The following is a 23,330-nucleotide window of genomic DNA, read 5'->3' as shown; positions in this document are numbered from 1 at the left end:
ACAAATTTTAATAAGAAAACTTTTTTGAAATCCCCTGTTTTGATGACTATTTGAAGTGTGATGAAACAAAAAAAGAGCTTGGAGAATCTCCAAACTCTTTCATAACCCAAAAACTAACTATTACTCTTTTCTTATATATCTTATGCTCACTGCAATGAGCTTTGTTTCTCAACTTACAATTATTATAACGGTGAATGTCTATTCATTGTTCGGATATTTGTGTGAACAAATTTTAATAAGAAAACTTTTTTGAAATCCCCTGTTTTGATGACTATTTGAAGTGTGATGAAACAAAAAAAGAGTTCGGAGAAACTCCAAACTCTTTCTTAACCCAAAAACTAACTATTACTCTTAACTTTTATATTTTTTGATGTCATTCATGACATTCTTTATATCTATTTTGTAATCTATTAAACGCTTTGTCGTCACTCATGTTTCACGTTATTTGTGAATGAATTTTAAAGTTTTTGTCCACCCCTGTAAATGCAAAAAGAGTTCAAGGAAACCTCAAACTCTTTTTCATAACCCAAAAACTAACTATTACTCTTACTCTTATATATCTTTTAAATTCATGTGTGTTACATGAATTGTTCTTATCGTTTTATAATTAATTAAAACGGCATTAGTCAGTTGAGGTTGTTCAATTTTTGTGAATGAATTTTAAGGTCTTTTTACATTTTTAAATGAATTTTTAGTGACACAAAATAAGGTATAAAAAAAGAGCTTGGAGAATCTCCAAACTCTTTCATAACCCAAAAACTAACTATTACTCTTATTCTTATATATCTTTTAAATTCATGCGTATTACATGAATTGTTTTTATCGATTTTGTATTATTTAAAACGGCATTAATTTGTTGAGGTTGTTCAATTTTTGTGAATGAATTTTAAAATCTTTTCACATATTTAAATGAATTTTCTACAAGACAAAAAGGGGTATAAAAAAAGAGTTCGGAGAATCTCCAAACTCTTTTATAACCCAAAAACTAACTATTACTCTTACTCTTATATATCTTTTAAATTCATGCGTAATACATGAATTGTTTTTATCGATTTTGTATTATTTAAAACGGCATTAATCTGTTGAGGTTGTTCAATTTTTGTGAATGAATTTTAAGAACATTTTACATATTTAAATGAATTTTTCACGACACAAAAAAGGGCATAAAAAAAGAGTTCGGAGAATCTCCAAACTCTTTCATAACCCAAAAACTAACTATTACTCTTATTCTTATATATCTTTGATTTCAAGTGTTTTACTTGAAATTTTTTCTCGATTTGTAATTTTAAAAACGGAACTTTCTGATTGAGGTTGTTCTATTTTTGTGAATGAATTTTAAAGTTTATTCTTTTCATTTGAACGCGATTTGAAAGTTGATTTTTTGGTATAAAAAAAGAGTTCGAAGAAACTTCAAACTCTTTCTCATAACCCAAAAACTAACTATTACTCTTAATCTTATATATCTTGAAACTTATACGATGATAAGTTGCTTTTATCTTTGTTTAATTAACTTAACGTAAAGTAAATGCATCCGTTTCAATTATCTATTTAACAAAAGGTAATGCTAATTAATGAGTGTGAATTTTATTAAAATAATGTGCCGACTTCTTCTTTAAGCTTCATAAGAGAAGCATCTAAGGCCGAAGTTTCATCACTGATGCTATTTTCTAACAGTGCTTTAGCTAAATCAAAACCTGTAGCATTTTCAGGTAAATCTTTTGCTACATTATTAATAAAAGAAATACTTTCTTCTTTTGTACCTCTAATCATTTCCCAAAGTTCTGGGCTTACATAAATCTGTTGAGACAAATTGTGATTAAACTCGTCTCTAATTGTGATAAGCAAGCTTTGTTGGAAAAGTAAAGCAGAGATTTCATCATAGTTGATTCTATCTAATAATTCTCTGTAACTGATTCTTTCTAAAAATAGGGCTAACCTTTCATAGGCTTGTAATCTTAAAGGTAAAGTTTGTTCTATTTGACTACTCTTCATTTTTATTGAAAGCGTGTCGTATTCTTTCTGTAAAAACATTTTTACAATAAAGAAAGCACCGTATAAGACAAATCCAGCTGGAATTGTCATTTTTAATAAATCTGCTATGTCTGTTGTCATATCCTAAAAAATTTGATGCAATATTAGTAACCATGTTCGTCTATATCAATTTTTTTATGGTATAGAATGATAAAACAGACCGATAAATATTGCTATTAGACTTTTTATTAGGTGAAAAGACCAATTTATTGGTAATTAAAATGGGAATATAAGATTTAACCGTTCGTTTTTCGATAAGCAAGAACAGACATGGTATTAATCACTACGCCATAAATACCGATAATGAAGAAGTTCATCTTCACATCACTCCAAGTGGCCCCCTTTAACAATACACTTCTCATCACTTCAATAAAATACCTGAAGGGATTCAGTAACGTTATTTTCTGAGCCCAGACAGGCATGTTCTCAATGGGAGTAAACATACCACTAAGGAGTACGAAAATGACCATAAAGAACCATGCGATAAACATTGATTGTTGTTGTGTATCAGCTAATGTTGATATGAACAACCCAATTCCCAAGACCACAAATAAATACAGCATAGCAAATAGAAATATCAAATAAATAGGGCCTTGCATTGGGACACTGAAAACTAATTTGGCTATTGTAAGTCCAAGGCTAAGTACGAACATTCCAATACACCAGAACGGAAGTACTTTACCTATAATAAATTCTCCTTTGGTGATGGGAGTAACATTCAATTGTTCAATTGTTCCTATTTCTTTTTCTTTCACAATATTCATCGAGGTTAGGAACATACCGATCATGCTTACAAGCAGTACCAATAGCCCTGGTACCATGTAAAATTTGTAGTCCAGTGTTGCATTGTACCAATTTTGCATGGAGAAATTGATTGCAAACGACTTTTTACCCTGATCCAATAACCCAATATTTTCTTTTACAAACTCTTCTCTGAATTCTTGAATAATCGATTGTGCATAAGAAGCGGAGATACCAGCTGTCATTCCATCAATGGCATTGACTTTTGCAGAAAGCGTAACAGGAGTATTCTGCATGATGTTTTTCTCAAAATCATAAGGGATCTCCAAACTGATATTTACAGATCCTTCTTGCAGAGATGTGCCTTTTGGATCTGTAGCGTGTTTGAAATGTACCAAATTGAAGTACTCTGATGCTACATATTTTTCTATTAAAGATTGTGATAATTGGGAATGATCACGGTCTACGACTTCCAATTGAATATTTTTTACATCAAAAGTGGCAGCAAAAGAAAGTACCATCAGTTGCATTATGGGCATTACAAAAATGATGGGCAACATTCCTTTGTCTCTGAATATTTGTTTGAATTCTTTCTGAAGAATGAATTTTAATGCACTCATATTAATCTTTTTTTGAATGAAATAATTTCTAAACGATGTAATTGAGTTACTTTACAGTACTCAAACTGCTTCGTTTTTTATTCCAATCTGATTTTAAAGCGTTTGATACTGACACCCATTAGGATAAAGAAAAAACCGATCAATATTAATGTCTCCTTTAATATAAAGTTAAGCGTGGCACCTTTCAGCATAATGCTTTTAATGATAATATTAAAATAGGTGGCAGGTACAATCTTAGAAACAATCTGAAGGGGAAGTGGCATATTTTCTATTGGGAAAATAAAACCAGACAGTAACATTGTAGGGAGGAAAAGGGCAAATAATGAGATCATTAATGCAAGTTGTTGTGTTTCTGCTACCGTTGAGACAAAAATCCCCAAGGCAAGTACTACTAAACAATACAAAATGATTTCTCCTATCAATAATACGTAACTTCCCAGCACTGGTACTTCAAAAATAAACTTTCCTAATGCGATAATTAAAGAGGCATTGACGAAAGATAACAAGAGATAAGGGGTTACTTTTCCTAATATAATAATGGAAGCGTGCATAGGTGAAGCCAGTAAAACTTCCATAGTTCCCGTTTCTTTCTCTCTGGTGATGGCTATGGATGTCATCATGGTACAAACCAACATTAAGATAATGGTGATAAGACCGGGGACGAACATATACACTGATTTCAATTCAGGATTGTATCTCATTTCGACTTCAGTATTGATCAATGCAGGAGGAAGGGTTGATGTAGCTGTTATCTCATGTTCCATTAAGTATTGTTGCACTTGCAACAGTAGGTAGTTGCCGATCTGAGTTCCAGTATTAGGATCAGTAGCATCTGAGATAATCTGTACATCCGCTTTATTCTCTTTTCTAAGCGTTTCACTGAATTTTGGAGGGAATACCAGTGCACCTTTTATTCTCCCTTTCTGAAAAGCATCATTAATATCATCCAAGGAATTGACGTAACTGTCTAAATCAAAATAGGAGGTAGAGAGTACCTTGTCAATGATTTGAGAACTATGTTCATCTTTTGATTGATCTAGTACTGCTATTTTCACATTTTTGATTTCATTGGAGATCGCAAAGCCAAATAATACAATTTGTACAATTGGGATTCCAAATAAGATCAATAAAGTACGTTGATCTCTAAAAATATGATAGAACTCTTTCTTTATAATTCCTTTTAAACGATCAAACATATCTATTGGAGTTTATAATTTTCACCTCTTGCAATTTTTACAAAAACCTCATCCATATTTTCAGTTTTAAAATCAGCCTTTAATTCCTTTGGAGAGCCATATCCTGCTATTCTGCCGTCTACCATCATAGATATACGATTACAGTATTCAGCCTCATCCATATAGTGCGTTGTCACAAATACAGTTGTACCATTGTCAGCTGCTTCATAGATCATTTCCCAAAACTGTCTTCTTGTGATGGGATCTACGCCTCCGGTCGGTTCATCTAGAAATACAATTTTAGGTTGGTGAAGCGTGGCTACTGAAAAAGCAATTTTCTGTTTCCAGCCCAAAGGAACTTCTTTTAAAAGTTTGTGACTGACATCTGCAAGTCCTAATCGCTCAATCATTGCCGTTCCTCTTTCGTTCAGCTGTTCTTTAGAAAGACCATAGATACCGCCAAAGAATTTGATGTTTTCCAAAAGGCTTAAATCATCATAAAGAGAAAATTTCTGACTCATATAGCCAATGTTTTTCTTGATCTTCTCTTGTTGTGTAAATACATCAAATCCAGCCACTGTAGCTTCACCCGAAGTAGGAGAAAGAAGACCGGTCAGCATTTTCATAGCCGTAGACTTTCCTGCACCGTTCGCACCTAGAAAACCGAAGATTTCTCCTTTTTTTACATCAAATGTAATCTCATTGACGGCCTTAAATGAACCAAAAGCTTTTGTCAGTTTCGTGGTTTCAATTATTTTTTCTGAATTCATAACTATTGCTTTTGATTGTTCATTAACCGTATAAAAACATCCTCTGTATTGGAAGCTATTTTTTCAATGGAGATATCACTAAAACCTTCTTCCGTTAAATGCTTTTTTAGTTCAGCTTTTATATCATTCTCTCTTTTGTCAGTGTAATGTAACTTCTCTCCAAAAGGGAAAACGCTATCAAGAAAAGAGTAGGCTCTTAGTGCTTTAATTAATTTATAATTCCCTTCTTTGGCTTCCAAAGCGTACAAAGGTTTATCAAAAGAATTGGCAACATTTTGAGGAGTGTCGATTCTTAGTATTTCACCTTCATTCATCAAAGCAACTCGGTCACACAAATCAGCTTCATCCATATAAGGTGTGGATACAATAATGGTGATATTGTGTTGATGAAGTCCTTTTATGATCTGCCAGAACTCTTTTCTTGAAACAGGGTCGACACCAGTAGTGGGCTCGTCCAAAAACAAAACTTTTGGGTAATGAATCAAAGCAGCACATAAAGCTAACTTCTGCTTCATACCACCCGACAAAGCTCCAGCTTTTCTATCATTGAAAGGTTCAATCTGCTGATAAATATCTTTGATCAGATTATAGCTTTTCTTGATTGTAGTGCCGAAGATTGTAGCAAAAAACTCCAAGTTTTCTTTTACCGATAAATCTTCATAAAGTGAAAATCTACCAGGCATATAACCAATATGATTTCGGATATATTGATACTGCTTGTTGGGGTCTTTACCCATTACACTCACTTCTCCTTTATCAGCTAAAATCAGGGAGTTCAGAATTCTGATCAATGTAGATTTACCAGCACCATCAGGACCGATTAGTCCGAAAATTTCATTCTGATTTACTTCAAAAGAAATACTCTTAAGTGCTTCCACCTCTCCATAATTCTTGCTGAGGTTTTTTACTTCAATGACAGCCATAGTGCTATTATTTAAAGTTGATTTCAGCTGGCATGCCAATTCTAAAATAGCCGTCCTTATTCTCTACTTTTACCTTGAAAGCATAAATAAGACTCACTCTTTCTTCTTTTGTCTGAATAGTTTTTGGAGTAAATTCAGCCTTGTCCGAAATCCATTCTACAGTACCGTCTGTTTGATTCATCTCACCCTCTTTACCGTCTGTTAAGACAATTACTTTTTGTCCAACTTTAATGGATGATAATTGTGAAGCTGAAGCATAGGCTTTTACTTTTAATGTGGATAAATCAGCTACTTTATATAATGGTTTCCCTGTTGAGGTCATTTCTCCTTTTTCTGCGAATTTTTGAAGAACAGTACCTTTCACTGGCGAAATGATAGCACATCGGTTGATTTGCTCATTGATAAGATCTACTTTACTACGAAGAGGCTCGTATTGACTCATCGTTGCTTTGTTCGAATCCTTAATTTTTCTTTTTGTAGCTTCTAATTGTTTCTCATTGATAGCTAAAGAGGAATTAACATTGTCCAATTGTTGTTGGGTTGCCGCCTCATTTTTAAATAGTTTTTCTAAGCGGTCTTTATCAATCAGAAGTTTCTTTTTTTGAGCTTCATAAACCGCTATTTGTTCATGAATACTCATTACTCTAGCTCCAAGAGCAGCGATATTTGCTTCCACTTCTTCTTTCTGGAGCTGTAGTAAAACAGTATCAATCTGACCTAATTTTTCATCAGTACTAATTTTATCTCCCTCTTCTATTTTGAGGTCTATGATACGTCCTTGTCCCTCTGAGGAAACAATGACTTCTACAGCTTCAAAATTTCCATACGCATCTGATTTTTCGTTATCTGAATTACAGCTTAAAAAGCAAACTGAAAGGAAGAGGCCTATAAATGTTGTATTAAATGATCTATTTTTCATTGGAATTGATTTTTATTGAGTTGTAGATTACAGAAGACCTTTTGTCATTGCCAAGTGATATTGAGTTTGTAATAACTCTAGTTCATGGTTCGATAAATTTAATTTAGCATCCACCATAGCATTTAATGAAGAAACATATTCAGAAGAAGTTGCAGCACCATTATCTAGAGCACCTTTAGATCGTTTCGTTTTTCTTTCATGAATTTTAATAATTTCATGGTCCTCCGAAATTAGGCTGTTAAGTTGATCAATACGAGATTGAATTTGAGAAATCTGTATGTTTAAGCTCTTGTTAAAAGCCTCCATTTCTGTATTAATCACTTCTTTCTGAATCTGTGTGACTTGTCTTTCTTTTTTATTTTTTCCATAATCAAAAGGAGACCACTTCACTCTAACACCAAACTGATAAAAAGTGTCGCCATTGATTTCAAAGAAGTTATAAGGATTAGGATTACCATAACCGCCTAATGCGTAGAGTGAGATTTTAGGCATTCTTTCGGTTTGAAGTAAGTCTTTACTTCTGTCCATTTTTGAAGATTGGAGCTGATACATCGTTAATTCAGGCCGGTTAATTCCAGCAGAATTACTATTCAGAATAGTAGGTCTGACCAATACAAATTGATTCCATTCACTTTCTCTTTCCAACCAAATCCCTAACACTTTCAAAGCTCCCTTTTTTTGTGCTTTAATAGAATGTAATTTCTGCTTTGCTTTATGATATTCTACTCTCAAAGCATCAGTAGTGTTAGGCAGAACAACACCACCTTTTTCAAGAGCTTCCACCTCTTTGAGCTGATTCTCAATTTCTTTAATTACACCCTCTTTAATCAAGAGTTCTTGTTCTTGATAGCTCAAAGCCGCAAAATAAACCTGTGATACTGATTCTTTGATCTTAAATTGACTCACTTCATTTTGCTGCATTTTGATATTGAAATCAGCATCCTTGTCCGCAAGACGTTTCTTTTTTATAGCTCCATCATAAAGTAAATAATCTACTGAAGCATACGTTTGCCATTGTGTCTTTGGAATATCAGGAAATAATCCAACTTGAGCGACATCAGGATCAGTAGGTGCGACAACATCAGAAAAATAACCTACCTGACCTTGTAAGTTGAATTTAGGAAGTTTATTCTTTTGAATGGCTTCGACCTCGTTGTTGTGCATTCTTTCAAACATTTCCTTTTGCTGTGCGATAGGATGCTTTTCAAGTGCTTCCTGTTCCGCCTGTTCAAAAGTCAGGGTGGTTTGTCCGAATGCTTGATAACTGAGGGAAGCAAATAATAAAATTAGTATTCGATTCATGCCTTATTTGATCTTTATTCCCGAAAGGATGATTTGTGGAAGTATTTTCTTTCTTTCTTCAAGAAACTCTTCAAAAGTGGTGCTTTTTTCTAGTCCTAAACCAATAAGCATAGGCCTAGCAATGAACGGAAAAACACAACTTCCAATAATTGTAGTAGCGAGTTGAAAAGGATCAATATGCTTAAACTCTTCATCCTCCTTTAGTTCTACGCCCAATTGTATTATTCCTTCACCAATTTCTGGTGGTGGAACAAACGGCATATTATTCATACTTAGTTCTCCAAGTATAAAAGTTAGAAGGAGAGGGTTCTCTTTTAATGAATTGATATAGCCATCAACAAAGTTCTGAATACGATCTTCTAAAGGAAGATTTTTTTGAAACATTTGTTGTTTTAAGGGGAGGAGCATTTTACGGATTAAGTCTACAAACACTTCTTTAAACAACCCATCTTTATTTTTGAAATAATAATGTAGAAGGGCTTTGTTAACTCCTGCAGCATCTGCAATTTCTTGCATTCTAGTACCGCTTTTACCTTTTTTTTGAAATATATCTCTTGCTACTTCAAGTATTTTTTCTCTTGAATCCATTTAACTATTTGGTTAATTTTTCTCTAATTTAACTAAATGGTTAATTCGAGTCAAGAAAAAATTAACCATTTAGTTAAAATTAATATTTGAAGCTGAAGTTGGTTATTGGAAAAATGGAGTTTTATCCATAAAACATGCGATTAGTTAAAAAGTGATAGAGTAGTTTGTGATATTCATTTTTGAGGATTGACAATCAAAATTGTATTATAAAATATTACCATTTGTAGATTGAATTGTGCGGTACGAATAATTTCTTTTTTAATCATAAATATATCGAGGCGAATATTTTAATATTTTTGATTAAACATTACATTGTGGCAGCAAATGGAAGAGGCACCTTTTACTATTGTGAAACAGACGCAAAACATTGCGATTATCAGAGACTTTTACTACATAAATTACTAGAATTATAAATTTAATGATATGAATAACAAACTTATAAATAAAGTATATTTTCAATTAATCTGGAGTATTTCCTGAATCATGGTTACTGTTTGAAAATGATGATTCATGAAATGAAAATAACTATTACTTTTTAATATAAATTATCCAACTGTTACTCTACCTGCATCTATATTTATATGTAGATCGATTTCTTTGATTCATAACTTATCAAGAAAATATTTAGGTTATCTCAATCATTGAATTATTAATGTACTCTTTAAAAGTGGTTCTGCTGTTAGAAACAATGAACTTCAGTTGTACATGTCGTATGGATATACTTGAAAAGTCTTTAGAATACTCCCAGCATATATTTTCAGATAAAAAACTATTATTCTAATGTATAATATAATCAATAGAAATAGTTTAAAAAGTTAGTTTAAGATAACATCTAAACCTGTTTAAAACATTTATACTTTAGCTAAAAGTAGGTGTCTTCAGAAGGTTTTGTTTGAAAACCTTTCAGTAAGATTTCTTTGCTAGAGAAATAAGTTTTGAACTTACTTCACTATTTCTCTCTAAAGAAGACGGAAGCAATGAAAGTTGTTTCTGCTTCTTCTTTAGAACACGTGACTTGATGGATTATACATATTGTTATAAATGTAAAAAGTAAGTACAAATTCAAAAATAAATCATAATTAATTTTTCTTTGTACTTAAGATTCAATTAATCATTTGAAATGAATTGGCTAAAGCCATCAGAATAACTCCCAAAAAATTCGATTTAAACTAATAATGGATACAATGCTTTCACTGATCAACTAAAAAACCCAAAAATGAAAACAAGTACTATTGAATTAACACGCCTGGAAAATCCATTTCTGGGGTTGCATCCTTTCTCAGTAGAGGAAGCACATTTGTATTATGGCAGGGAGAAACATGCCGAACATGTAGTTTCCCAGTTAATAGAGCATCGATTTTCTGCAATTTTGGGAGAATCAGGGACTGGTAAATCTTCATTTGTTTTTAGTAGTGTTTTACCAACTCTTGAGTGTAAGATCAATCCTATTACCTATATATTTTCACCGGGTACACACGGGCCATTAAAAAAGTTGATTAACGAGGTTTTTAAGAAGGAAAATGATGAGGTAAGATTGGCTATTTTTCAATCCCTTTTAATAGATGTAACCTCATTTTTTGAATATTATTATCGCCTCAATATTTCAAAAACGCCAGTGATGTACATTGATCAGTTTGAGGAACTGTTTACATATGACCTTCAGTTTAATGCAATGGACCTTGAAATAGCAAAGTTTGTTGAATTAATAGTACTACTCTCTACATCACCTTTATCAGATTTTCATATTATTATCACAATGCATTCAGACTTTATTGAACATTGTGCTGACTATCCCACATTAACTTACCGTCTTAATCAAAGTCAGTTTTTAATACCAAAAATGACGAAAGAAGAGGTGGTCACAACAATTACTAAGCCCTTAGAATGGTCGGGTGTTAAAATAACAGATGAACTTCTTCAATTCTTGATTGTCAATTTAGATTATTCCCAAAACCAATTGCCCTTATTACAGCATGCCATGATGAGGACTTTTGAACATTGGAGAAACAATCAAAAGTTATCAGAACCTTTACAATTAGAACATTATTTTGCAGTGGGCGGAATCAATGAAAGTCTACCCAATCATGCACAAGAGATTTTTGATGGTTTAGAGGACAATCAAAAAGAAGTGAGTGAGAAAATTTTTCGTTCAATTATTACTGTAAATGAAGAAGGGGAAATTGTTAGTAATCCCTGTTCTTTATATCGATTAATCGAAATTTCAGGAATTGATGATATTCGACAAATAATAGAAGTGATAGACATTTTCAGACAAAGAGAAAATGCTATTTTATCACCCTTAGATAACTCTACAATATATGAGACTTCTGTTATAGGTATTGCTCATGAATCTTTAATAAATTCTTGGCCTTTATTAAAAGAATGGACACAAAAAGAAAAAGAGTCTATTCAGACTTATCTAAAACTGGCCAAAACAGCAGAGAAATTTCAAAATAGGAAGGGAAGTAGGTTAAAAGAATATGAGCTACAATCATTTATTAAATGGAAGGAAGAACAGCAGCCAACCTATGATTGGGGTGTGAAATATCATCCATCTTATGAGCGTACGATGGAGTTTCTTTCATTTTCTGAAAAAGTTGAAAATCGAATTCAAGAAAGAATGAAGAGGAACATGAATAAAAGAATACATACCACTAAAATATGTGTAGTTTCTTTCTTGCTTTTTGGGAGTGCACTTACCGCGTTATACTTTTATCAAAATACGACTTCTGCTGCACCACCTGAAAAAACAGAAGTTTTAAGGACTTATGAGAGAACGGAGCCTTTGATTATACCTAGAGAAGATCATATAAAGATACAGCGAGCAACGATTATTGCAAGAATGCAAAAGAAGAGATCTTTAACGGCAATGCGAAAAAAATCGCAGTCTGCTAAAAAAGCAAGAGAATACACGGAAACAATATCTTTTGCAGAACAGAATAACAAAGAAGATTAAAAAGTTCTATTCCCTCAAACACTAGAGGAGCTTATCATTTATTGGAGTTTTTGAAATATAGACTGACTTAAAGTATATTTATTGTAATAGGCTTTAGGTCAGTCTTTTATTTTGATTTAACTTAAAATGAAGCGTATGGCAAATGAATTTTTGTTTAGTGTCAAAAAACAATTCGAGTATTATAAATTTTTAGGAGAAGCGTGTTTTAATCAATTAGAGGAAAACCAACTTTTTTGGCAATACAATGTTGACTCAAATGCCATTGCCACAATAGTAAATCACTTATCGGGCAATATGAAATCAAGATGGACAGACTTTTTGACTTCAGATGGTGAAAAGGAATGGCGTAATAGAGATGCAGAATTTGAATCGATTCTTAAAAATAAAGAGGATCTCATCCAACAATGGAACGAGGGTTGGGATTGTTTATTTACAGCAATTGATTCAATCAATGAAACAAATTTTGATACTAAAGTATTTATAAGAAACCAAGAACACTCAATTATTGACGCCATTCATCGTCAACTAGCTCACTATTCCTATCATATTGGTCAGATCGTGTTTTTAAGTAAGATGATCAAGGGGAATGATTGGGTAAGTTTGAGTATTCCTAAAGGTAAATCGAGTGAATTCAATTCAAAGAAGTTTTCAAAAGGAAAACATAAAGGACACTTTACAGATGAATTGAAGAAGTAACATTAATTATTGACTTATAATGAGTTTCAAAATACTAATTTCGTTCTCCCTGTTTTTATTTGTATCAGTAAGCTCTTTTGGACAAGATTTGAGCAGTTACAAATGGAAAAATCGATTACTTATCATTCATACTTCAGATAGTTCCAATAAAAGGTATCAACAACAACTTACCGAATTCAAGGAGGATCCTATGGGGTTGAGTGAAAGAAAAATTGTACTTATAACTATTGTCAATCAACACTATTCTATTCAGGACTTCTCAAGTCAACAAAAAAGGTTTTCAATGGATTAACTGCCGATAGAGCGTTGGGTGTATCGTTTTCTGAAGACTTTGAAGTCATACTGATTGGGCTTGACGGTTCTATAAAATTGAAACAAGCTGATATTATGACGCATAAAGACTTATACCAATTAATAGACAGTATGCCAATGAGAAAAAAAGAGTTAGAAGAAAATAATTAAGGGAATTTTTATTCCTCTATATTTTATATAGTTTAGCACTGCAAATTATTGATCAACGAACAAATAAATACTTTATGAACTTCACTATTCTAATGAAGAAAATATGTTTTGTACTTTATTTCCTTCTGTCATTCACTTCACTAAATGCACAAGATTTTTATTTAGGTCTAGGTGCTAATATTTCATATGAAGATCATGGTATGAGTAATAATTCGTACTTTGAAAATGAAGATATTTACCAATTAGGTTTTCAAGTGGGGTCCGCAATGGAATTAAAATTAAATCAAACCTTGTCTTTTTTCCCTCAGGCTTATTTTACGATGAAAAGGAATAAGTCAATATTGAATGTTAATATTGATGATCAAATTACAAGTAAAATGGAAAGTTCTATTAATCAATTTTCAATGGATGTGCCACTTCACATGAAAATTAACTTTAACATAGAGAAAACTAATCTTTTTGTGTTGATGGGGCCCTACTTTAATTTTTTCCTATTTGATGTTAATGAATTAATAATGGATGGGTATAAAGTAGAAGGGGATATATTTGAGATGAATTATTGGTCTAAAATAGATTATGGTCTTAATATTGGGTTTGGGGCTCATGTAAAGCGATATTTGGTGATGCTAAGTTATGACTACGGTTTCAGTAGAAAAATAAAAGTTAAAAATCCTACTTCCAATGAAGAACTTGAGACCACTATTTATCCATTAAATTCTTTTAAATTGACTGTTGCTTATAAATTAAAAAGCTAACGTAAATTTATTTCAGTCCTTCCTCTTATTTTATTAGATTAAGAGAAAATCAGTTTTGAGTAAATACCCAAAAACAAATCGGAAATGAAAATTGCAGTTACAGCAGCAAGTGGTCAATTAGGTACCGCAATTGTCAATGCACTAAAAAAAGAGATCGGAGCAGAAAATGTAGTCGGTATTGTTCGTACTCCAGAAAAAGCACAACATCTTGGTATTGAAATTAGAAAAGGAGATTATAATAGTCTTGAAGAGTACAATGCCGCCTTAAAAGGAATTGATAAGGTGCTATTGATTTCTGGAATGGGAGACCCTGAAACAAGAATACCTCAACACCGAAATGTCATTGAAGCAGCGAAACAAAATGGTGTAAAGAAAATTGTTTACACTAGTATTGTTGGAATCAATGAAGGAAATTCTTTTAGCCCTATTGTAAAAAGTAACCGTCAGACGGAGGAAGATGTTAAAAAATCGGGACTTGACTGGGCTTTGGGAAGAAATGGAATTTACATTGAGCCAGATCTTGAATACATTGAAAACTATAAGAAAGAAGGAGAGATCAGAAATTGTGCAGGTGAAGGGAAGTGTACATACATCAGTCGCCCAGAATTAGGTTATGCATACACGAAGATGTTAATAGGAGAGGAACATAATGGTCAAACTTATAACTTGGTAGGAGAAGCAATAACTCAACAAGAATTAGCAGATCTTATCAACGAAGCTTATGGAATCGAAATAACTTTTAATTCCGTTTCGGTTGAAGAATACACAGAAGAAAGAAAAAGTGTTTTAGGCGATTTTCTTGGCGTTGTGATTGCTGGTATCTATTCTGGAATTGCATCCGGGGCTTATGATATAGTTTCTGATTTTGAAAAAGCGGCCGGAAGACCTCCGAAGAAAACGTTGGAAATGATAAAAGAGTATCGAAATCAGCATTAGAACATCTTTTAAACGATATTTTTGATAACCCATGATCTCTATCATGGGTTTTTTCTTTATATTAGTATTCTATAGCTCTTATTGTGATCGGTAAACCCAATGTCCGAAGATTTTTACCTAAGTGCTATGACAGAAAACATGTCTTGGTTTTTACCTTAAAGCTCAGAAATAACTATTAAAATAAGCGAACCAATGAAAAAGATAGCCCTTTTATATCAGGCACAACAGGCTCCAACAATTAACGGAATAACAAAATCAATGAAAAAAGGAGGCCTCTCTGACAGTGGAGCCGATATGGCTTTTGAATTGTCAAAATATGGATTTATTGTTATCACCCCACAAACCTCTCCTAACATTGAGAACGATCTTGATTGGGTCTTTCCTGATACTGAAGATGGAATTTTAGCAGCCATAAATAAAGGAGCCAATACGTTTTGGCTGAATACAATGCTCTATAAAAATCATGCAATAGAGAAATTCATGGATAGAGGTATTAAGTTGATTGGACAATTGCCTGCTCATGTAGAGTTGTTGGGTAATAAATATTATATGAATGACCTTTTACGAAATCAAAATATACCATTACCAAATGGTCAGATTGTTTCAAGAGGGAGCAGCAATTTTGCTATGGATGAACTTCAGTTTCCATTAGTGATGAAACCGCTAAGAGGAAATCAAAACCTTTCAAAGGTAGATGATTATGAAACACTTGAAAATGTTTTAGTACAGTCATTTAATTCTAAAAACTACGGTTCATCAGTGTACCTTGAAGAGTTTTTAGAGGGACAAGAAATCATATTTACAGTAATGCCTGCTGGAGAATATATTATTGATCATCGAGAAGTGGAGTATGTTCGTCCTTGGTGTTTGCCTGCCGTTAAATTATTACAACATCATAATGGTTTTGCCCCAACCGATGAAAATGAAGTCGTCAAACAAAGTGTGGTGCTGGAGGATGATGAATTGTATTCTGAAGCTGTATTTAAAGTTTCTCAATTTTGTAGGAAAGCGGCTGAGATTATTGGTATAAAAGCACCTATTCAGATAAGTTGTAGAGCCAATGCCAAAGGGAAGTATTTTATCTTTGACATTAATTTGGAACCTAATATGGGTGCCGTATCTCGACCTCACCGACAAGAAAGTGATAGTCTGATCATGATGGCTGCACGTAAGATTGGCTGGCAATACATTGATTTATTGAAAAATATATTATCTCAAAGTTGGAAAGCGGATAGTAAGGTACTTATTTAAGCATTACCCAAAACTCTTCAAAGTAATTATATATTATTTGAAGAGTTATTTTTTGCATTGTTTTTCATCAGTGGAAAAATGAAGAAGAAGGTAACTTGGAAGTAGAACATCATTTTTTCGTATTTTTATATAAAAAACAGAATTACATTCTTATTTTTGAATTAGTTATTGGATTGAATACCATAGATTAATGGTTTATTTATATTTTTTTGATAATTAGATCAGACTAAATAGCAAGCCATTTTTTCAACTATAAATTAAATTACTTTTAGAAACTATTGTTTAAGTGTGATGAGAAATATCATATTGATGTGCTTATTTGCTATGGCACATGCTACATTTTTGGCGAATGACTTTGAAGACTCAGATGTTGTTTATCTGAAAAATCATACCCATGTATCGATTGAAATTTTAGGAGCAAAACTCAACATAAAAGAGCATCATGAAGTAGAGAAACTATTCAAAAGGAACTTTGAGGAGAATGCAAAAGAGAATATTTATTTCTCTGAATTTGATAAGATTATACTCTTAGAAGCAGCCAGCTTTTTACCAGGTCAAAATTCGAAAAAGGGAATAAAGGTTAAGAATTTTGGGACAAGTGATGTAATGGAAAGGGGGATTTTTTACAGTGGTTATAAAAGTACACATTTCGTCTACCCTCAACTCTCAAAAGATGTAGTAGGGAAATTGAAATATACCAAGTACGTAAAAGACCCACACTTTATTAAACCTTTTTACTTTCAAGATTCAGACCCAGTACTACATGCTAAATATTCAGTGACGTTTCCTAAACAACTAAAATTGAAGCCACTTTTGTTTGGAGCACATGAAGGGAATGTTGAGATGACGGAAATTATTGACAAGAAAACAATTACATGGATATGGGAAGCAAAATCTGTAAAAAGTTATAAACATACTACTGATGCTCCATCGACTACATATACCTCACCACATATTGTTCTGTTGATTGAATCGTATGAAAGTTCAATTGGTGAAATTAAAGTTTCTGGAGGTATTTCAGAGTTGTATGCTTGGTATACTACTTTGCTTGATAAAATTAGAAATTGTGATGAAGAGGAGATTAAAAGTATACTAAGTCAAATTGTTACACCTGAAATGAATAAGCAAGAGGCACAAAAAGCAGTATACAATTGGGTTCAAGACAATATAAAATACATTGCCTTTGAGGATGGGATGGCTGGTTTTGTGCCAAGAAGCGCCTGCGACGTACTCAATAAACGATATGGAGATTGTAAGGACATGGCTAATCTACTCTATTCATTTTATAAAGTGATGGGGGTTGACGCCCACATTGCTTGGATTGGTACTCGAAAGAAACCCTATACCTATGAGGAATTGCCAAGTACGGTAGCAGATAATCATATGATTTGTGCCATTACTGAAAATGATACCACATTATTTTTAGATGCAACGAACCCTTTTTCTGCTTTTGGAATGCCTACAAGTATGATACAAGGAAAAGAGGCATTATTGGCTATTAATGACAAGGAATATAAGGTAGCAAAAGTTCCCGAAATAAGTGCTGCTTCAAATGTCAGAGTGGATCATATACAGTGCAAGCTCGATGGTAAGAATATAATAGGTGAGTTATCGACTAAAGTAGAGGGGTACGCTAAAGAAGAATATCAAATTCGAAATTATAGAGCTGAAATGAGTCATGATAAAGACGCCTTAAAAGACTTTATAGCTTTTGGTACAAAAAGTACTGAAGTGTCGAATGATAGTATTTCAGGCTTTTCAAATTTATCTCAAAATGGTGAAATAGCATTGGATTTTAAAATGCCTAATTATGCAAGAAAGGTTAGTGACAGATATTACGTAAATCTCAATTTTTATAAGCAGGAAGTAAACGAAAAATTGGATGAAGAAAGCAGGCTCGTTCCTTTTGAGAAAGAATATAAAAAGACAGTAGTTTCAAAGGTAGTATTAGAAATACCAGAAGGTTTTGCAGTTTCTTTTGTCCCTGAAAAAAAATCGATTCAAAATCAGTATGGATCAATTGAAACAAGTTATGAAATCAAAGAAGGAGAAGTCGTTTATTCCAAAAAATTCGTTTCAAATTTCTTATTGATGCAACCGGAGAGTTTTGCCGTGTGGAATAAATTCATGCAGACTGTATCAGAAATCAATCACGAAAATATAATTCTTAAAGCAACTTTATAAGCAATTGGAAGGGTGTATTCCTTCACAAGAAAATAATGAAAAGCACGATGAAAAAATTAGCATTAATAGGACTTATGTTGATGACAACATTACGTCTATATTCTCAAATTGTTTATTCTGATGCAAGAGTGAACTTGACATCAGATGATGAACTTCGCTCTTTCCAACTTACAGAAGATCATGCATCTTATGAGGCGGTCATTTTAAAGGAAAGAAGAATAATGGAATATTTCTTTGAGTACGGTCGACCTTCAACTTTAAAAACAGTGCATAAATTAATTCACATTAATTCAGATGCAGGAATTGAAAAGTACAACAGGGTATATGTTCCGATGCGGAAGGGTGCAAGTATAAGACATTTAAAAGTGAGAGCAATAAGCCCTGAAGGTAAAATCACTGCAATTCAGAGAGAAAATATCAAAGAATTAAAAAATGTAGAAGGGTTTCAAAATGTGAAGATATTTGCCATTGAGGGACTTGAAGTGGGCGGTAAAGCGGAGTTTTTATATTCCGTTAAATCTTCAATTTTACCTTTCGGTAAAGAAATAATGCAAACCGATGTACCTATTTTAAAGACCTCTTTGGAGTTGGTGCACCCTAAAGCATGGGATTTTAAATACAAGTCATATAATGGTTTGAATGATGCAAAATTTGATCTCATTGCTCAAAAACAAAAAGTGATCGTTTTGAATCAAAAGGATATTCCTGCATTTGAAGAAGAAGAATACGCTACGAATCGTGTTAATTACATGCATTTCGAGTATAAAATAGCAAGTAATGGAGGTTTAGAAAAGAATATGTTTTCATGGATCAATCTACTAAAAAGAATGACCATGGAGTATAGTTCGCCCAAAACTGCAAAAGTAGCCAAGAAATATGTAAGTGATATTTTAGCACAAGACCTTTCTGACGCAGAAAAATTAATTGCATTGGAACATAAGATAAAGTCAACAATCCGTTTGGAGAAAGGAGTAGCTGAAGCATTGTACAACCCTAAGAGTATTGTAGCGAATGGAGTTGGTAATTTTACAGGTATTTATCAATTATATATTTACTGCTTTGATGCGTTGGATATCAAAGCGCAGTTAGTATTTGGTTGCAATCGATATGACGGAGTAATAGATTCTTCCTTTGCGACGGTTACCTCGTTAAATGAAATGTTTTTTTACTTCCCTAATTTGAAGAAGTATTTATTACCCGAACAATACCATATGCGTTTTGGAACAGTACATACGGGTCTGATGGATACTGAAGCTATTTTTATAAGTTATTATGTAGATTATAATAAAGTCTATTATAAGAATTATAACTTTAAAAAGTTAAAAGGCTTAAGCTATAATTTAAATCAAATTGGGGCTACAGTAACGATTGATTTCGAGGATAACTTGGCTTTGCCAAAGGTGAAATTAGAAGATAGAGCACAGGGTTATAGAGCATTTTCTTACCGTTCAGCATTAAAAAATGCAGATAACAAATATAGAACACAATTTATTAAAGATGTCACGTTGTCGGCATTTGAGAATTTTGAAGTTTTATCTACTGATGTTGAAGGGGAGGATATGGCTTTATCTACAAATCCTGAAAATTTCGTTAAAATAAATATTGAATATACTAGCCCTGAATTAGTGGAAAGGGCAGGGAATGAATATTTAATTTCAGTAGGGAAAGTGATTGGTAAGCAGTCCGAGTTATATCAAGAAAAAGAGAGACAAAATGATATAGTGATGCACACCATTCAGAAATACCGCCATAAGATTACGATTAATATTCCTGAAGGATATCAAATCGAAGGTCTTGAAGAAATAAAGAATAAAAAGACGATTACAGTAAATGGAGAAGAAATGGCTTATTTCATTTCAGATTACCAATTAAAAGAGTCTTCCTTATTAATAGCAGTAGACGAGGTCTATAAGACATTTAAATTTCCAAAGGAGAATTATGAAGAGTTTAGAGAGGTGATCAATTCAGCAGCCAACTTTAATCAGCTCACTTTAATCATGACTAAAAAACAAGGAGAGTTGTAATTTCTTTATAGTAAGATATAAAAATAGGTCTGTTACTGATTCGATTGTACAGTAACAGACCTTATTATGTTAAGAATAAATCTTTATTGAAAACTTACTTTTCTTCATTTTCTGGGAATCCGAAGGCTTTTGGAATTTGAGTGTCACTCTCATATTTTCCTCCATTTTCACCTGAAAACTCATCAAAGAAATGGTAGTAAGAACCATAAAGTCCGTATTTGTTTTCAAGGTTTTTACGTTTTTTCATCCAAACCTTAAACTCCTTGGAAGCTTCTTCTTGATTTCCGATAAGGAAGAAGTAATCATTTTGAGAAATCACTTTACCATTTTGATCTTCAAGAACTAACTCCACAAAAAACTTACTGCTGACTTTATCTAATCCATCGAATGAGATGTCAACAAATTTCTTTGCACTGTTTTCTGCAACATTACCAAAAGAGTATTTCTTTTCGGTCAATATATTACCCGTATCGTCTTTGATTCTTAGAGTGGCAGAAATCTTTTTATAACTTTTGTATAAATCATTGATCACCCATAATTCACCTTTAAACGCTTCATTATTAGACCATCTTCTTTTATGGAAATTCAGACTGATTAATGTTGGTTGATAGGCTTTTTTGACAAAATCAAATGAGCGTTTCGGTTTTTGATAATTATCCACAATACCCCATTTCATATCAGGCCAATAGGTAATGAAATGACAAAGAGCAATACCACTTAGTTCAGGTTTTTGACGTCTGAAATATTCAATGCCATTTTGAAAAATAACACCTTGTGCATCTTGAGTGGCGTTGACAAATTCTTCTAAAGAACCTTTCATTTCACTTCCAAAGACATCCCAGTTTTGCATTCTCAATCGTGTTAGGTCAGCCCAGTGATGTCCCCAACTTAAACCTGGAGTCCATAGTTCTTCTTTTGGGATAAATTTTTTGAGACTTTCTACAGAAGGCACCGACGTAATAGCAAACTCAGGAACAATCGGAAATTTTAAGGTTTGATACCAATCTTCATGCAGCCATTTTCCCATATCATAAAAATAACGCAAGGCATGTACAGCTTCTTTATTCTTGTAACCAGCCGTCTTTGAAACATGACAAGTTAATGGAGAATCTGGCACATAAGGAAGGTTGGCATAAGCTTGAAGAGAGTCTCCCAATTCTTCCAAGAATGCTCTTCCAAATTGTGGATCGCGTGTACGAAGTAGCATTTCTTCTCCTCCCTCCATCATAATAAGTGAAGGATGGTTTCTTCGTTCTTTAATAACTTTGACCGCTTCATCAAAAATTTCTGTCAATTGAGCTCTTTCACTTGGAATATTTCCAGTACCTAATGGAATCATATCTTGCCAAACTGTAATTCCCATTTCATCACAATATTGGTAGAACTCAGGTATTTCGGGTGGGTGCCATCCAAAGATTCTGATGTTATTCATGTTAGCTTCTTTTGCAAGACGAATCAACTCTTTATATTCTTCTAAAGATGTTCTTCCTACAAAAATATCGGGAGGTCCACCCCAACATGCTGAGCGAATAAAGTGAAATTTACCATTGATGTAGGTTGAACGAGGGAAACTCACATCGACATCTTTCTTAAAGCCAGGGTTCCACTTTGAAGTAACTTCTCTAATACCAAATGTAATGGCATTGAAATCATGGTTTTGTTTATTTTCTTTTAAAGTTACCTTCGCTTCATATAAATTGGGTTTGCCCAAATCCCAAGGCCACCATAACTGCGGTTTTTTAAGATGAATGTTTTTGACAACATTATGAATACCCGGTTGAACATCCTCTTCAAAAGTTAATTTGACTTCTTTACTATCAAAGTTTTTTCCTTTAAGAGAAGTAACAAAAACCATTTTCTTTGTTGCATCAGAGGTGTTTTCTACCATCATTTCTAGTGATACATCCGCAGAACCATCTTTATTGATTTTATTATTGGCGTAGATATCTTTAAATCTCACTTTACCTGTTCTTACCATTTTGATCGATTGGGTAATTCCAAATGGTATTAAGTCTCTCCAATAATCACCAAACCAAGGTGTTTTCTTTCCTGCTACATTGGCATTGACTTTTGGGGGAGGAGCGAGTTTGATCACTAACATATTTCGAGCTTTTAGGAAATCATGTTTATGAATTCTTAAAAAATCGTTGACATTGAAACTAAAAGAAGAAAATGCACCTTCATGTTTTCCTAAGTAATGACCATTAAGCCAAACTTCGCAGGCATAGTCCACACCATCAAATACAAGGTCGACCACTTGATCATCAATTTCTTGACTGACATTAAATTGATGAGTATACCACCATTCATAATGCTGTACCCATTGTGCTTTTACACTGTTTCTACCAAAATAAGGATCTTCAATGACACCCGCTTTCCATAAATCTGTATAGACATCACCAGGAACTTTCGCATTGTTCCAAACCAATGTTTCAATGTCTTCAGGAGGAATTTTATGTAATCCTTGTTTTACTCCCTCACCCGGAAGCATCATTTTCATTTTCCATCTATAGCCATCTAAATAGCGTACAGCTTGTTCGTTTTTCTCATGTGGTGTTGTTGTATTAGGTTGAGACCATCCATAACTGAAGGCAAGTAATCCTATTAACACCATAAATAATCTTTTCATTTCAATCAATAGGTTGATAATTGTTGATTGTCTTTCTGTGTTTAACACATAGACTTTTTATTTAATTGATGTAATGCAAAGCTCTTTACTTATTGGTGAAAGGTCTATTTTTTGGCATAGACAGCGTATAGACAGGTACTATTTGCATATAGATTGAAAGTAGACATTTATTGGTGTATTAAAATTGATCTTAAAATTATTAGAGGAGTTGATGAGGGAGGAAATATAATTGTATTGATAATGAATAAGATGTGTTTTAAGTCTTACTCTTATTTAAACTAATTTTAAATAATATTTGGATTAAATCTAAATAAAAGATAATTTTGCTCACGTTAATTTCAACTATAAATAATTTTTTCACATCCATT

Annotated in this window: 18 protein-coding genes; 9 read left to right on the top strand and 9 right to left on the bottom strand. The window is 32.9% G+C overall.

The features are described from left to right. Positions 1-1,587: 1,587 nt before the first annotated feature. From IC221_RS26860 to IC221_RS26825, 8 genes are all read right to left on the bottom strand, one after another. Positions 1,588-2,112, bottom strand: a complete 525-nt coding sequence (locus tag IC221_RS26860) for a hypothetical protein (RefSeq protein ID WP_188171901.1) — start codon at positions 2,110-2,112, stop codon at positions 1,588-1,590. Positions 2,113-2,267: 155 nt separating this feature from the next. Beyond that, a complete protein-coding gene (locus tag IC221_RS26855; protein WP_188171900.1) occupies positions 2,268-3,392 on the bottom strand; it encodes an ABC transporter permease in 1,125 nt (374 codons plus the stop codon). Between the two features lie 77 nt (positions 3,393-3,469). Continuing rightward, positions 3,470-4,588: an ABC transporter permease gene (locus IC221_RS26850; protein WP_188171899.1), complete on the bottom strand. Its 1,119-nt coding sequence runs from the start codon at positions 4,586-4,588 to the stop codon at positions 3,470-3,472. Between the two features lie 2 nt (positions 4,589-4,590). After that, the gene (locus IC221_RS26845) at positions 4,591-5,337 is read right to left on the bottom strand and encodes an ABC transporter ATP-binding protein (RefSeq protein WP_188171898.1); all 747 of its coding nucleotides are present in this window, start codon (positions 5,335-5,337) and stop codon (positions 4,591-4,593) included. A 2-nt stretch (positions 5,338-5,339) separates the two neighbouring features. Next, positions 5,340-6,260 carry an ABC transporter ATP-binding protein gene (locus tag IC221_RS26840; RefSeq protein WP_188171897.1) on the bottom strand — a complete coding sequence of 307 codons (921 nt, stop codon included), beginning with the start codon at positions 6,258-6,260 and terminating at the stop codon, positions 5,340-5,342. A 7-nt stretch (positions 6,261-6,267) separates the two neighbouring features. Beyond that, entirely contained in the window at positions 6,268-7,179 is a 912-nt protein-coding gene (locus tag IC221_RS26835) for an HlyD family secretion protein (RefSeq protein ID WP_188171896.1), read from the bottom strand. Between the two features lie 27 nt (positions 7,180-7,206). Then, positions 7,207-8,481 (bottom strand): TolC family protein, encoded by a 1,275-nt coding sequence (locus tag IC221_RS26830; protein ID WP_188171895.1) that lies wholly within the window; start codon positions 8,479-8,481, stop codon positions 7,207-7,209. Positions 8,482-8,484: 3 nt separating this feature from the next. Beyond that, on the bottom strand, positions 8,485-9,069 hold the full coding sequence (locus IC221_RS26825) for a TetR/AcrR family transcriptional regulator (RefSeq protein WP_188171894.1): 585 nt from the start codon (positions 9,067-9,069) through the stop codon (positions 8,485-8,487). Between the two features lie 1,216 nt (positions 9,070-10,285). On the opposite strand from IC221_RS26825, the gene IC221_RS26820 reads away from it, so the two are divergent. The 9 genes from IC221_RS26820 (at position 10,286) to IC221_RS26780 (ending at position 20,333) form a co-directional block, all read left to right on the top strand. Continuing rightward, a complete protein-coding gene (locus IC221_RS26820) occupies positions 10,286-12,025 on the top strand; it encodes a hypothetical protein (protein ID WP_188171893.1) in 1,740 nt (579 codons plus the stop codon). Positions 12,026-12,160: 135 nt separating this feature from the next. Further along, complete coding sequence (locus IC221_RS26815; protein WP_188171892.1) at positions 12,161-12,721, top strand: DUF1572 family protein; 561 nt, start codon at positions 12,161-12,163, stop codon at positions 12,719-12,721. Between the two features lie 19 nt (positions 12,722-12,740). Next, positions 12,741-13,013, top strand: coding sequence for a DUF4174 domain-containing protein (locus IC221_RS29805; protein ID WP_188171891.1), 273 nt, complete (start codon positions 12,741-12,743; stop codon positions 13,011-13,013). 14 nt (positions 13,014-13,027) lie between these two features. Then, positions 13,028-13,183, top strand: coding sequence for a DUF4174 domain-containing protein (locus IC221_RS29970; RefSeq protein ID WP_188171890.1), 156 nt, complete (start codon positions 13,028-13,030; stop codon positions 13,181-13,183). 92 nt (positions 13,184-13,275) lie between these two features. Beyond that, positions 13,276-13,938 carry an outer membrane beta-barrel protein gene (locus IC221_RS26800; protein WP_188171889.1) on the top strand — a complete coding sequence of 221 codons (663 nt, stop codon included), beginning with the start codon at positions 13,276-13,278 and terminating at the stop codon, positions 13,936-13,938. 84 nt (positions 13,939-14,022) lie between these two features. Further along, positions 14,023-14,874 (top strand): SDR family oxidoreductase, encoded by an 852-nt coding sequence (locus IC221_RS26795; protein WP_188171888.1) that lies wholly within the window; start codon positions 14,023-14,025, stop codon positions 14,872-14,874. A 192-nt stretch (positions 14,875-15,066) separates the two neighbouring features. Then, on the top strand, positions 15,067-16,125 hold the full coding sequence (locus IC221_RS26790) for a carboxylate--amine ligase (RefSeq protein ID WP_188171887.1): 1,059 nt from the start codon (positions 15,067-15,069) through the stop codon (positions 16,123-16,125). Between the two features lie 291 nt (positions 16,126-16,416). Next, a complete protein-coding gene (locus IC221_RS26785; RefSeq protein ID WP_188171886.1) occupies positions 16,417-18,309 on the top strand; it encodes a DUF3857 domain-containing protein in 1,893 nt (630 codons plus the stop codon). A gap of 47 nt (positions 18,310-18,356) precedes the next feature. Continuing rightward, positions 18,357-20,333 carry a DUF3857 domain-containing protein gene (locus IC221_RS26780; protein ID WP_188171885.1) on the top strand — a complete coding sequence of 659 codons (1,977 nt, stop codon included), beginning with the start codon at positions 18,357-18,359 and terminating at the stop codon, positions 20,331-20,333. Between the two features lie 94 nt (positions 20,334-20,427). Here the strand turns inward: IC221_RS26780 and IC221_RS26775 are convergent, their stop codons facing one another. After that, on the bottom strand, positions 20,428-22,962 hold the full coding sequence (locus IC221_RS26775) for a glycoside hydrolase family 2 protein (protein WP_188171884.1): 2,535 nt from the start codon (positions 22,960-22,962) through the stop codon (positions 20,428-20,430). Positions 22,963-23,330: the final 368 nt, after the last annotated feature.

It is taken from the genome of Flammeovirga sp. EKP202 (genome assembly GCF_014534745.1).
Taxonomy (GTDB): domain Bacteria; phylum Bacteroidota; class Bacteroidia; order Cytophagales; family Flammeovirgaceae; genus Flammeovirga.
This window is presented reverse-complemented; position numbering and strand designations above follow the sequence as displayed.

Coding starts and splice junctions, on each gene's coding strand:
- IC221_RS26780 (WP_188171885.1), top strand. CDS start 18,357: ATGAAAAAATTAGCATTAATAGGACTTATGTTGATGACAACATTACGT.
- IC221_RS26800 (WP_188171889.1), top strand. CDS start 13,276: ATGAAGAAAATATGTTTTGTACTTTATTTCCTTCTGTCATTCACTTCA.
- IC221_RS29805 (WP_188171891.1), top strand. CDS start 12,741: ATGAGTTTCAAAATACTAATTTCGTTCTCCCTGTTTTTATTTGTATCA.
- IC221_RS26785 (WP_188171886.1), top strand. CDS start 16,417: ATGAGAAATATCATATTGATGTGCTTATTTGCTATGGCACATGCTACA.
- IC221_RS26835 (WP_188171896.1), bottom strand. CDS start 7,179: ATGAAAAATAGATCATTTAATACAACATTTATAGGCCTCTTCCTTTCA.
- IC221_RS26860 (WP_188171901.1), bottom strand. CDS start 2,112: ATGACAACAGACATAGCAGATTTATTAAAAATGACAATTCCAGCTGGA.
- IC221_RS26825 (WP_188171894.1), bottom strand. CDS start 9,069: ATGGATTCAAGAGAAAAAATACTTGAAGTAGCAAGAGATATATTTCAA.
- IC221_RS26815 (WP_188171892.1), top strand. CDS start 12,161: ATGGCAAATGAATTTTTGTTTAGTGTCAAAAAACAATTCGAGTATTAT.
- IC221_RS26845 (WP_188171898.1), bottom strand. CDS start 5,337: ATGAATTCAGAAAAAATAATTGAAACCACGAAACTGACAAAAGCTTTT.
- IC221_RS26850 (WP_188171899.1), bottom strand. CDS start 4,588: ATGTTTGATCGTTTAAAAGGAATTATAAAGAAAGAGTTCTATCATATT.
- IC221_RS26855 (WP_188171900.1), bottom strand. CDS start 3,392: ATGAGTGCATTAAAATTCATTCTTCAGAAAGAATTCAAACAAATATTC.
- IC221_RS26795 (WP_188171888.1), top strand. CDS start 14,023: ATGAAAATTGCAGTTACAGCAGCAAGTGGTCAATTAGGTACCGCAATT.
- IC221_RS26840 (WP_188171897.1), bottom strand. CDS start 6,260: ATGGCTGTCATTGAAGTAAAAAACCTCAGCAAGAATTATGGAGAGGTG.
- IC221_RS26830 (WP_188171895.1), bottom strand. CDS start 8,481: ATGAATCGAATACTAATTTTATTATTTGCTTCCCTCAGTTATCAAGCA.
- IC221_RS26790 (WP_188171887.1), top strand. CDS start 15,067: ATGAAAAAGATAGCCCTTTTATATCAGGCACAACAGGCTCCAACAATT.
- IC221_RS26775 (WP_188171884.1), bottom strand. CDS start 22,962: ATGAAAAGATTATTTATGGTGTTAATAGGATTACTTGCCTTCAGTTAT.
- IC221_RS26820 (WP_188171893.1), top strand. CDS start 10,286: ATGAAAACAAGTACTATTGAATTAACACGCCTGGAAAATCCATTTCTG.